An 11,944-nucleotide genomic window follows, 5' to 3' on the forward strand; every position below is an offset into this window, starting at 1 on the left:
GCATCCGGATCACCGGCTCGCGGTCCGCAGACCGGCGAGAACCTCCTCACGGAAGACCGGGTCGGCCGAAAGCCGTTCGGGTACCACGGGAATCGTATCCAGGATGCGGAGCGCGACACTCTCGTCACGATGGGTGCGGGCGATCTCCAGCAGGGCCGCGGAGTGCGGGTCCATCAGCCGGTCCGGTTGCTCCCGCGCGCAGTGGACGACCCAGCGGATCCAGGACGCGAGGACCGCGGCGACCCGGTGCGGTGGGTGACCGCGTTCCAGTGCCGCCACGGCCGTCGGGGCGAGTCGTTGCCGGATCTTCTGGCTCCCATCGGCGCCCAGTTTGGCGAGGGAGTAGGGCACCTCGGGATTCGCGAACCGGCGCAGAACCGTTGCGGCATAAGCAGCCGGGTCCGCCTCGACCACGGGCAGGTGCGGAATGATCTCCTGGTCGATCAGGTCCTCGACACCCGCCCGGATCGCCGGATCGGTGACCGCCTCGCGGACGTTGTCCTGTCCGGCGAGCAATCCGGGATAGGCGAGCGCGGTGTGCGCGGCGTTGAGGACGCGGAGTTTCAACTGCTCGTAGGGTGCGACCTCGGGCACGAACACCGCGCCCGCCTCGTCCCAGGGTGGCCGTTCGCCGAGGAACCTGTCCTCGATGATCCATTGGCGGTACGGCTCGGTCAGCACGGCCGCGGCATCGCGCACCCCGCTCAGCCCGCGTACCTCGGCGCCGAGCGCTTCGGCCGGGCCGGGCACGATGCGGTCGACCACCGTGGACGGGAACGTGACGTGCCCGGCCAGCCACGCGGAAAGCTCCGCCTCGCGGTAGACCGGATGCTGCTGCGCGAACTCGTGCACCAGCCGTTCGGTGACGAGCCCGTTGCCGCTCAGGTTGTCGCAGGAGATCACCGCCAGCGGCCGGGTGGTGCGCCGTGCCCGTTCGGCGAGCGCCCTCGTCAGTAGCCCGATCACCGATTCGCCCGGCTCCTCGCGCACCCGATCCCTTGCTATCGCGGGATTCCCGGTGTCGAGGTGTCCGTCCGATGTCTGCGGGTAGGCCTTCTCGGTCACGGTCAGGGTGACCACCGTGACCGCCGGATCGGCCACTTCGGCGGCGAACCGGGCGGGATGCGCGGCCGCGGACCGGGCGCGCCGGATCGAGCCGATGATCCGCGCCTCTCGGTCCTCGTCCGCGGTCACCACGGTGAACAGGCCGTCCTGCGCGGTCAGCGCATCGGCAAGTTCCGCGTTGCGCCAGGTGTAGGCGCTGATTGCGCAACCGGGATGGCGGGCGAGCACACTGTCCGCGTACACCGCCTGGTGTGCCCGGTGAAAGCCGCCGAGACCGAGATGCACCTGCCCGACCCTGACGGATTCCGGGTCATAGTCCGGAATCCGGACTCGCCCGCGCAGCCCGGCGAGTACTTCCGGGGACAGTTCCGGGGTCACCACGGATGCACCGTCCCGTCCTCGAGGCGGTTCACCGGAAGATACGCGCGCTCGTACGGATACCGTGCCGCGGCCTCCTCGTCGATCTCCACGCCGAGCCCAGCGGCGGTGCCCGGGTGCAGGAATCCCTCGGCGAACGTGTATTCGTGCGGGAACACCGCATCGGTTTCCGCCGTGTGCCGCATGTACTCCTGGATACCGAAGTTGGGGATGGCCAGATCCACCTGCAAAGCGGCGGCCATCGCGACCGGTGAGAGGTCCGTCGCACCGTGGAAACCCGTTCGCACACCGTAGACCTCGGCGAAGCCCGCGATCTTGCGGACGCCGGTGATCCCGCCCGCGCGGGCCGGAGGGGTCCGGATGTAGTCGATCAGCTGCTCCGCGATCAGCGTGGAGCAGTCGTGCACGCTGTTGAAGATCTCCCCCACGGCGAGCGGGGTGGTGGTGTGCGAGCGCAGCTGCCGGAACGACTGCTGATGTTCGGCGGGAGTGGCGTCCTCCAGCCAGAAAAGCCGGGAATCCTCCAGCCGCTGACCGAGCCAGGCCGCCTGGATCGGTGTCATCCGGTGGTGCCCGTCGTGCAGCAGATGCACGTCGTGGCCGTAGGTTTCGCGCAGCACGCGGAACAGTTCCGGGACGACGTTCAGGTATTTCTCCGTGGACCAGCGTTCCTCGCTCGGCAGCCCCTTCTCCGCGGGCTCGTAGTAGAGCTCGCCGCGCCCGACACCGTAGACACCACGCAGTCCGGGCACCCCGGTCTGCGCGCGTACCGCGCGGTACCCCATGGCGAGGTACCGGCCGACCGCCGCGACGGTTTCCTCGATATCGGCACCGTTCGCATGCCCGTAGACCAGCACCGCTTCCCGGCTCGGGCCGCCGAGCAGCTGGTGCACCGGCACCCCGAGTGCCTTTCCCTTGATGTCCCACAGCGCCATGTCGACCGCGGAAAGCGCCGACATGGTCACCGGGCCCCGCCGCCAGTAGGCACCGTGATACAGGTACTGCCAGGTGTCCTCGATCGCCGCGGCGTCCCTGCCGATCAGCAGCGGCACGATGTGCTCGGTCAGGTAACCGGCCACCGCGAGTTCCCTGCCGTTGAGCGTCGCATCACCGATGCCGCTCACGCCGTCGTCGGTGGTGATCTTCAGCGTGACGAAGTTCCGTCCTGGCGAGCAGACGATGACTTCGGCTTCGGTGATCCTCATCGGCTGACCACATTCGGCTCGTGCGGAATGGACTGCAGTGACGTGGCACCGGCCGGATCCCCGACGACGAGGTTGTCCTCGTTGCGTACGCCACCGATTCCCGGAATGTACACACCGGGCTCGATCGCGATCACGTGCCCGTCCTCGAGCACGTCCGATGCTTCCGGTTTGAGCAAGGGGAACTGTTCGTGGAACGCGACACCGACCCCGTGCCCGGTCTGGTGCGGGTAGTTCTCCGCATAACCGGCGCACTCGATGGCGTTGCGGGCCGCGGCATCCACCTCGGCACCGGTGGCGCCCGGAACCGCGGCCCTGCGCGCGGCCTCGAACGCGGATTCGGCGGCCTCGAAAACCGCGCGCTGCTGTGGATCCGGTTCGCCGATCACGAAAACCCGGGACAGGTCCTGCCAGTAGCCGTCCGCGACCACCGCGAGCTCCATCAGCACCCATTCCCCCTCGCGCATCCGCCGGGTCGAGGAGAACTCGTAGTCCAGGTGACACTGCGAGGTCTGGGGTCCGCTCATCACGAAGGCATATCCGCGAACCCTGCTGGCGCCCCGATACCCGACGCCGAACCGTTCGATCGCGCGTTCCACCTCCGTGGCCAGGTCGATATCGCGCACCCCGTCGGCGAGCCCGTCGCGGAAGGTGCGCAGGCCGACATCGGCGATCTCCGCGCTCCGGCGCAGTGCGGCCAGTTCCGGGGCGGTCTTGCGGGCGCGCACCTTGGTGAGCTCGCGGTCGAAGAAGGCTGTCTCGGCGTTCAGCGCGGAGGCGATCACTGGACGGATCGTCTCGTGCCGCCCGGAAACCTCGTGCGCCATATGCGGTGGCACCTGCGCCCGGAACGGTCCCTCCACCCCGATCCGGCCGCCGCCGAGCACTTTCGTGTCCACCAGCCCGCGCAGCTGCTCGTCCACGGTGTCCGCGAAGGACTGATCGGTCACCCGCCCTGCCTGGTACATCCGAATGTTCGCCCAGCCCGAGCGGGCCGCCCAGAATTCCTCACCCGCGGGAACAAGCAGCCGTGGCTCGCCGGTACGCGGCACGATCGCCACACAGGTGCCGTTCATCGGCCAGTACCCGGAAAGCGAGAGCACATTCTCCGCACTGGCCAGCACCGCGGCATCGAGCTCGTTCTCCGCGAGGGTCCGCTGCAGTGCGCGCACCCGTTCGCGGTCCTGGACCGTCGAACCGCCCAGCCGCTCGAGAATTTCCCCGGTCTCCTCGATGGCAGGCAGTGCAACCACATCGCCGTAGCCGTACGACTGCAGATCGGCCAGCAGGGCATCGACTTCCGCGCGCTGTTCCCGTACGAGCCTTGCCGCATCGGACCCCAGCCGCGCGTATCCCAACCGGCCGACCACGCTCGCGAGCGCCCGGTCCGGTTCCTCCCCGCCGCACAGCACCGCGCTGAGATCGATCTCGGCGGCGACCGGCCCACGATTGCTGCGGGCCAGCACATCCCGGAGCTCGGCGACGGTACCGAGGGCCGAGCTCGCGGTGTCCGCGGCGCGCCCTTGCCGCACCACGACGGAAAGGCCGGGCCGTTCGCAGCGATCGGCGAGCTCGGCGACCATCTGGTCGAACCACTCGCGTTCGCCTTCGGCACAGGTCAGCACCAGGCGCCGACAACTCACCGCCGCGGTGAAGGCGAGGATCCGGTCGAATTCCGTCCTCGGATCCTCGGCGGGTGCGACCGGGCCAAGGTCGAGCGCGCTCACCACCAGGCCCTGCCCGCGCGCCTCGACAAGGCGCTTCCACACCTGTTCGTCGACCTCGCGCCAGTTCACCTCGACGGCGTCGAGCCCGAGTTTGTCCGCGAGCGCGAGCGCATCCTCGATGCTCGGCGTTCCGGAGGTACTGAGTGCGAACCGGGTGAATCCCATGACTGTTGCTCCTCGATCAGTTTCAGTTGCCTGCCAGTTCGGCGAACACCGTGTCCAGCCGCGCCAGCGCTTCCTCGATGTCGGATTCGGTGTGCGCGGCCGTGATGCCGTAGTGCATGGGCGCCGCCTTGGTGCCGAAGTCGTGAAAATGCAAGCCGTTCCGGGCGCAGCCGGCGAGGAACCGGTTGTTCAGCGCGGCATCGAATTTCGTGGCACTGCGGTAATCGACCGCGGTGCCGGAGAAACCGAAGTACAGCCCGAACCGCGCGCAGAGTCCTTGCACGTGGCCGGGAATTCCGTACCGGGCGAACAATGCGTCGAAGCCGTCGTAGAGCTTGTTCGCCACCTCGTTCAGCGCCGGATAGAACTCCGGATCCGACATCTCCTCCAGTGCGGCGAGCGCGGCGAGCACGCTGCAGAGCTGTCCGGTGTAGGTACCGCTCACGACCGCCTTGCCCATCGGGTTGAGCTGGGACATCACCTGATCCGTCCCGGTGATCGCGGCGATCGGCCAGCCGCCACCGAGCGCCTTGGCCCAGGTCGCGAGGTCCGGGGTGACGCCGTAGTATTCCGCGGCCCCGCCGAGCGCCATCCGGAAACCGGAAAGGACCTCGTCGAAGATCAGCACGATTCCGCGCCGCCTCGTCTCTTCCCGGAGTTCGGCGAGCCAGGCCGGATCCGATTTGACGCAGCCGAGGTTATAGGAGACCGGCTCCAGGATCACCGCGGCGAGTTCGTTCTCGTACCGGTCCAGCGCGGTCTTCAACGCCGCGGAATCGTTGAACGGCACCGTGACGACGAGATCGTCGATCGCTTTCGGAACCCCCGCACTGTCCACGAATGGCGGGACGACCGATTCGTAGGGACGCTCCGGCGTGTGCGCGTTGTAGAAGACGTAATCGTGCATTCCGTGGAAATGCCCGTCGAACTTCAGGATCTTTTCCCGCCCGGTCGCCGCGCGCGCGATCCGCAGCGCCGCCATCGTCGCCTCCGTGCCGGTATTGGTGAACCGCACCTTCTCGGCGCCGGGCAGGATCTGACTGAGCCGCTCGGCCAGCTCTACGTGGTAGGCGGTTTCCTGGGTGCAGATCTTTCCCATGCGCAGTCCGCGTTCCACGGCCGCATTGATCTTCGGATGATTGAACCCGAGCATGCTCGCCCCGTTGGACGAGCTGAAGTCGATGAATTCATTGCCGTCCACATCGCGAACGCGGCAGCCATCGGCCGCCGCGAAGTAGTACGGACGCCCGAGAACCGGGTTGTACCGCCCCGCCGCGGTCACACCGCCGACGGTCACGTTCTCCGCACGAGCGAAGAGTTCTTGCGAATTCGGCGCGGGCACGAGGGGCTGAGCTGCGCCGGTCACGGCTGTGTCTGTCACGGAATCCTCCTCAATGAGGTCCATTATTTGAAATCAACGTCTCATATAACGCTAGCACTGCGCTCGCCGAGCTGTCGAGACCCGGCGACGGCACGAAAAAGGCGGCCGATCGGTTCGATCGGCCGCCAGGCAGGAAAAATCGCGCGAAGTGGCTCAGCCGCCGGGCGAGTGGGCCGCCCAGCAGTCCTGGATCCGGTCCGCCGCCGTGCGCAGGGCGGGCGCGTACTCGCACGCCTGCGCTGCGCTCATCCGAAACGACGGGGCCACGAGACTGATCCCGCCGACCGGATAACCCGTCTCATCGGCAACGGCGGAACCGATCGCGCGCAGCCCCGCCTCGTCCTCCTCGTCGTCGAGGGCATAACCGTCACCGCGGATCGCCGGGAGCGCGCCGATCAACTGCGCGCGATCCACGATCGTCGTCTCGGTGATCGCCGGAAGGTCCACTTCGGACAGCAACTGCTCCGCCTCCTCGGCCGGAAGCTGCGCAAGCACGGCTTTACCGATCGCCGAGGAGTGCACGGCCTGACTCTTCCCCACCTGCGAGGCCATCTGATAGGGATGCGGCGCGTCCAGCTTCTCGACATAGAACAGCTGCCGATGCCGGAAGACCGAAACGTGCACCGTTTCCGGTACCCGTTCCTGCAGTTCGATCATGATCCGCCGGGTCTCCGGTGGCACGCTCACCTGCCGGTAGGCCATCCCGGCAAGGGCGAACAACCGCCGGCCCGCGCGATAGGTTCCCGAGCCGTCGTTGTGCACCAGACCGTGCTCGACCATGGTGCGCAGCATCCGGTACAGCGTCGGTTTGGGAATCTCGGTCAGTTCCTGCAGCCGCGCCAAGGGCAACCGCGGACCGTTGGCGGCCACCTTTTCGAGAATCAAGAACGTCTTGTCCATCGTCGTCATGCCCGCGCCCCCGCCTTCGATTCGCCCGTGCCTTGCCGCAACTCCGGGCCACCGAACCAGGAACCGATCTCATCGGCCGCCGCGGCGACCAGTGACCCCTGCTCGGTCAGCCATTCACCACCGCCCTGGGATGCGGCGACCGAGACCGAAACCGCGGCCATGGGGCGGGAAAGGTAGTTGCGCACCGGAGCGGCGACACACCGCACGCCCGGCTGCGATTCCTCATCATTCACCGCGTACCCGCGCCGCAGGACCTCGCCGAGCTGCGCCCGCAATTCCCCGGGATCGGTGACGGTCCCCGCCGTATAGCGCTCGAGCTCACCGGTGCCGAGCAGCCACCCCACATCGGCATCGGAAAGGCAGGCCAGCACCGACTTTCCCGCGGCCGTGGCATGCAGACCGGTGGCGGCCACACCGCGCCCGGCGACCTTGTACGGCGCGTTCGGGGCGAGCGTCGCGGCCGGATGCAGCTGACGATCCGCGTACACCGAGAGCGTCACGGTCGCCGACAGTCGGGAACGCAGGTCCGAGAGCACCCCCTGCGAATCCGCGACCAGATCCACGTTCCCCAGCGCGGTGGCCGCCACATCGAGAACCCGTGCGCCGACGACATAACGGCGCTGCGCATCCTGGCGCACGAATCCCTGCCCCTCCAGGCCGAGCAGCAACCGGCGAACGGTGGGCTTGGTCAGGCCCGATGCGGACACCAGTTCGCCGAGTCCGCGCGGTTCCGGCGACTCGATGATCATCTCGAGCAGATCGAATGCCCGGTCGTTGGCTGTCACCGGTCCAACCTAACCGAGCGAACCCTTCAGGTCCACGATTCGAAACGGAGGATTCAGGTTTTCTCGCCGAAGGATTGACTTGACCGGAACCGCGAGCCACACTCTTGCCGACAGTGATACGCCCATTTCATATTACGGACCATTGGTGATTGCCCGGCCGAATGCCCACTCGGCCCGCCGCCGATCGTCCTGCAGGGCGCCGGTCCTCGCACCACTGAACGACAAGGAGGTCGTCGTGTCGGACCGTTCCATGGAATCGAGCTCGCCCAACCGATTCGTCAATATCGCGGTGCTGACGGCCGCACTCGGGGGACTGCTGTACGGCTACGACACCGGCGTGATCTCCGGTGCCATCCTCTACCTCAAACAGGACCTGGGGATCGCCGACAACGGGCTCCAGCAGGGACTCGTGACCAGTTCGATCCTGATCGGCGCCATGATCGGCGCACTCACCGGCGGCGGGCTCGCCGATCGCACCGGACGGCGGAAACTCACGCTCATCGCGGCGGTCATCTTCGCGGTCGGGGCGATCGGCTGCGCGCTGAGCCCGAACGTCACCGTCATCATCCTGTTCCGGATTCTGCTCGGCATCGGAGTCGGATCCGCCTCCGTCGTGGTGCCGATGTACATCTCCGAAATAGCCCCGGCCGCGGTACGCGGGAAATACACCTCGATCTACGAACTCATGATCACCGTCGGCATCCTCCTCGCCTACATCGTCGACTATGGACTGTCCACATTGGCCGCATGGCGCTGGATGCTGGGGATCGCCCTGCTTCCCGCCGTCGTGCTGTTCATCGCGATGCTCACCCTGCCGGAAACTCCGCGCTGGCTGGTCCGGGACGGCCGGTTCGAGCGGGCGCGCCAAGTGCTCGGCAAGATCCACGCCGAAGGAGAGGTCGAGCGCGAACTCGCCGACATCCGGACCGCCGAGAACCGTGCGCGGGAACACTCCGGCTGGAGCGTGCTCACCCGGCCCTGGATACGCCCCGCGCTCATCGTCGGGCTCGGGCTCACCGTGCTCCAGCAGTTCGTCGGGATCAACACCATCATCTACTACGCCCCGACCACACTCGCGAAACTCGGCCTCGGCAACTCCGCCTCCATCCTTGCCGAGGTCGGCATCGGCGCCGTCAACGTCGCCTTCACCTTCGTCGCCATCCGCTACATGGATCGCTTGGGCCGCAAGCGATTGCTGTTCGCCGGAAGCATCGGAATGGCACTGAGCCTGTTCGTGCTCGCCGTGCTCACCCTCATCTTCGGCGCCAGCGGAGGCACCGTCGGAGTCATCACCATCGTCTGCCTCGCCGCCTACATCGGCTCATTCGCCGCGACCTGGGGACCGACGGTGTGGGTGATCCTGCCCGAGATCTATCCACTGCGGGCCCGCGGACCCGCGGTCGGACTGGCTACCTGGGGCAACTGGGCCGCCAACTTCGCCGTATCCCTGGTGTTCCCGATCATCCTGTTCACCATCGGACAGGGCCTTTCCATGCTCATCTTCGCCATCATCAGCGCGCTGAGCCTGCTGTTCGTCAGCCGGTTCGTCCCGGAAACCAAGGGGCGCAGCCTCGAACAGATCGAGAACGACCTCTACAGCCACGTGCACGATTCCCCGGAATCACGGAAAATCAGCCACTCCTGAGGCACAGTGCTCAGGACAGGTGGTGCACCTCCTGTAGCCCGTACACCGGAGTGGGAATCCCTTCGTAGCGCGCCTTCAGTTGCAGGGCGAGGTACAGCGAGTAGTGCCGGGACTGGTGCAGGTTTCCGCCGTGGAACCACAATCCGGGTTGCTGGGTGGGTTTCCACATGTTGCGCTGTTCGCCTTCCCAGGGCCCGGGGTCTTTGGTGGTGTCGGATCCCAGTCCCCAGCATTTGCCGACGCGGTCGGCCATGTCCTGGCCGCACAGATCGGCGACCCAGCCGTTCATGGAGCCGTATCCGGTTGCGTACACGACGAGGTCGGCCTGCAGTTCGGTGCCGTCCTCGAGGATGACGGAGTCGCGGGTGAGGTGGTCGACCTGGCCGTGCGCGAGCTTGATCTGGCCGTCGGCGACGAGGTCCGCGGCGCCCACGTCGATGTAGTAGCCGGATCCGCGCCGCAAGTATTTCAGGAACAGTCCGGATCCGTCGTCACCCCAGTCGTGCCGGAATCCGGCTTTGGCGAGGCGTTCGTAGAATTCGGCGTCGTGTTCCCGGATTTTCTCGTATATCGGAATCTGGAATTCGTGCATGATCCGGTATGGCAGCGAGGCGAAGACCATATCGGCTTTCTCGGTCGTCATTCCGGACCGTACGGCGCGTTCGGAGTACAGATCGCCGAGGCCGAATTCCATCAGTGAGTCGGATTTGACGATGTGCGTCGAGGATCGCTGCACCATGGTGACCTCGGCGTCGTGTTCCCACAGTGCGGCGCAGATGTCGTGCGCGGAGTTGTTGGAACCGATCACCACGGCCTTCTTGCCCCGGTACGCGTCCGGTCCCGGGTGCCGGGAGGAGTGGTGCTGTTCGCCCGCGAATTCGTCCATCCCGGGAAACGAGGGCAGGTTGGGTTTGCCGGACATTCCGGTGGCGAACACGAGATGGCGCGGCCGGAGCACGATCTCCTCGCCGTCCCGGCGCACGGTGACCGACCAGTACCCGGTCTCTTTGTCGTAGGCGGCGGAGGTGACCTCGGAACCGGTCCAGTACGGCACTTCCATCACGCGGGTGTACATCTCCAGCCAGTCCGCGATCTTGTCCTTCGGCGCGAAAACCGGCCAGTTCTCCGGGAACGGCAGATAGGGCAGGTGGTCGTACCAGACCGGATCGTGCAGGCACAGGCTCTTGTACCGGTTGCGCCAGGAGTCGCCCGCGCGCGCGTTGCGCTCCACCACCAGCGCGGGCACGCCGAGCTGCCGGAGCCGGGCACCGAGCGCGATTCCGCCCTGCCCGCCACCGATCACGACGACGAACGGCTGGTCTTGGCGACCGAGCCGGTCCTGTTCCACCTCCAGTTCCTCGGCCCAGGACAGGCGTCCGGCGACCGCGCCGTGCCGCGCGCCCTTGGGGCGCAGTTCGGCCCGCGGTTCCGGGAAGTCCTTGAGCTCGCGCAGGCTGGTCAGCAGTGTCCAGGCACCTTCGTCCTTCAGGCGCAGATGTCCTTTCGCCCGGCCGGTGGCGGTCTCGAACTCGATCCACGCCTCGAGCACCCCATCGGCCTCGCTCGGCGGTTCACTGGTACGGAAACCGGACGGATCGATGTTGTCGAGGCAGGCAGCGAGCAGTCCGGCGACCCCGTCGCGCCCTTCGACCGTCTTGAGGTTCCAGGTGAAGGCCACCAGATCCCGCCAGAAGCTGTCCACGGCGAACAGCCCGGCCGCGGCATCGATATCGCGCGCCGCCAGTGCCGCCTCGAACCGGCTGAGCCAGTCGTCGACACGCGACTGCGCGGAAAGCGCCACCCTGTCCTGCGTTTGCGTCATCGGAGCTCCTACGGACGGTGTCGGTCTGTTGCCCCGATCACACTCCGCCCGGCAGGCACGGGCAAGGGTTGCAGCGAGTTGCACGCGAATTGCCCATGGCCAGGGCACCCGGGCTCACCTATGCTGGGACCGCTGCCGCGATGGTGCGGGAGGTGATGCGCGTGCGCAGTGCGATCCCCCCGGGACGGAACCTGCCGAGTCACGCGCGCGAGCTCGTCCGGATGCACGAGGCCGTACTCGGCGGCGGTCACCCGCCCGTGCGCCCGCGCGAGGTCGTCTCCCAGTCCTGGTCCCGGATGCTGCGGCTCGGTCTCACCGCGGACCGCGTGAACGCCCGTGATTCCGTCGCCGAACAGGAACTCGCCCGGCGGCGACAGGGTTCCCCGCTGCACGAGGTGGTGGACGGGCTCGGCCAGATCATCGGCGCCACCTCGGACGCGGCCCACATGCTGCTCGTGGTGACCGACGCCGAGGGCATCATCCTCTGGCGCGCGGGCACCTCCGCGGTCCGCCGCCGCGCGGATGCCCTCGGGTTCATCGAGGGCACGGACTGGACCGAGGCGAAGGTCGGCACGAACGCGATCGGCACCGCCCTCGCCGAGGCTGCCCCGGTCGAACTCCTCGCCGGGGAACACTTCGAGCAGGGCCAGCACCCGTGGTACTGCTCCGCGGCCCCGGTGCACGATCCGCGCACCGGAGAACTGCTCGGCATCGTGGACGTCAGCGGTCCGGCGCTGACCCTGCACCCGGCGATCGGGGCACTGGTCGAGACCGGGTGCCGGCTCGCCGAGGCTCAGCTCTGGCGCTCGCACCAGCAGCGGCTGGACCGGCTACGGCAGGCGGCCGAGCCGATGCTGACCGGTTC

Annotated in this window: 9 protein-coding genes; 2 read left to right on the plus strand and 7 right to left on the minus strand. The window is 67.4% G+C overall.

What is annotated here, in order from left to right:
• Nucleotides 1-9 precede the first annotated feature (9 nt).
• From AD72_RS27330 to AD72_RS27355, 6 genes are all read right to left on the minus strand, one after another.
• Complete coding sequence (locus AD72_RS27330) at nt 10-1,446, minus strand: mannitol dehydrogenase family protein (RefSeq protein ID WP_051899071.1); 1,437 nt, start codon at nt 1,444-1,446, stop codon at nt 10-12.
• A complete protein-coding gene (gene manD / locus AD72_RS27335) occupies nt 1,440-2,648 on the minus strand; it encodes a D-mannonate dehydratase ManD (protein ID WP_031469483.1) in 1,209 nt (402 codons plus the stop codon). The genes AD72_RS27330 and manD overlap by 7 nt, the downstream gene beginning before the upstream one ends.
• Nucleotides 2,645-4,537, minus strand: coding sequence for a M24 family metallopeptidase (locus AD72_RS27340; protein WP_031469484.1), 1,893 nt, complete (start codon nt 4,535-4,537; stop codon nt 2,645-2,647). Before AD72_RS27340 ends, manD begins: the two co-directional genes overlap by 4 nt.
• 22 nt (nt 4,538-4,559) lie before the next feature.
• A complete protein-coding gene (locus AD72_RS27345) occupies nt 4,560-5,918 on the minus strand; it encodes an aspartate aminotransferase family protein (RefSeq protein ID WP_197285091.1) in 1,359 nt (452 codons plus the stop codon).
• Nucleotides 5,919-6,071: 153 nt separating this feature from the next.
• Entirely contained in the window at nt 6,072-6,827 is a 756-nt protein-coding gene (locus AD72_RS27350; protein WP_051899073.1) for an IclR family transcriptional regulator, read from the minus strand.
• Nucleotides 6,824-7,612 carry an IclR family transcriptional regulator gene (locus tag AD72_RS27355; RefSeq protein WP_031469487.1) on the minus strand — a complete coding sequence of 263 codons (789 nt, stop codon included), beginning with the start codon at nt 7,610-7,612 and terminating at the stop codon, nt 6,824-6,826. The genes AD72_RS27350 and AD72_RS27355 overlap by 4 nt, the downstream gene beginning before the upstream one ends.
• A 235-nt stretch (nt 7,613-7,847) precedes the next feature.
• On the opposite strand from AD72_RS27355, the gene AD72_RS27360 reads away from it, so the two are divergent.
• Nucleotides 7,848-9,257, plus strand: coding sequence for a sugar porter family MFS transporter (locus AD72_RS27360; protein WP_197285092.1), 1,410 nt, complete (start codon nt 7,848-7,850; stop codon nt 9,255-9,257).
• A gap of 10 nt (nt 9,258-9,267) precedes the next feature.
• Here AD72_RS27360 and AD72_RS27365 read toward each other — a convergent pair whose 3' ends face one another.
• Entirely contained in the window at nt 9,268-11,079 is a 1,812-nt protein-coding gene (locus AD72_RS27365) for an NAD(P)/FAD-dependent oxidoreductase (protein ID WP_031469489.1), read from the minus strand.
• Nucleotides 11,080-11,234: 155 nt separating this feature from the next.
• Between AD72_RS27365 and AD72_RS27370 the strand changes: the two genes are divergently transcribed.
• A partial coding sequence (locus AD72_RS27370) for a GAF domain-containing protein (RefSeq protein WP_031469490.1) occupies nt 11,235-11,944 on the plus strand: 710 nt, incomplete at its 3' end.

The sequence above is a fragment of the Sciscionella sediminilitoris genome (genome assembly GCF_000737195.2).
In the GTDB taxonomy this organism is placed as follows: Bacteria; Actinomycetota; Actinomycetes; order Mycobacteriales; family Pseudonocardiaceae; genus Sciscionella; species Sciscionella sediminilitoris.

Excerpts from the sequence above, each read along its gene's own strand:
- manD (WP_031469483.1), bottom strand. The coding sequence starts at position 2,648 with ATGAGGATCACCGAAGCCGAAGTCATCGTCTGCTCGCCAGGACGGAAC.
- AD72_RS27340 (WP_031469484.1), bottom strand. The coding sequence starts at position 4,537 with ATGGGATTCACCCGGTTCGCACTCAGTACCTCCGGAACGCCGAGCATC.
- AD72_RS27350 (WP_051899073.1), bottom strand. The coding sequence starts at position 6,827 with ATGACGACGATGGACAAGACGTTCTTGATTCTCGAAAAGGTGGCCGCC.
- AD72_RS27365 (WP_031469489.1), bottom strand. The coding sequence starts at position 11,079 with ATGACGCAAACGCAGGACAGGGTGGCGCTTTCCGCGCAGTCGCGTGTC.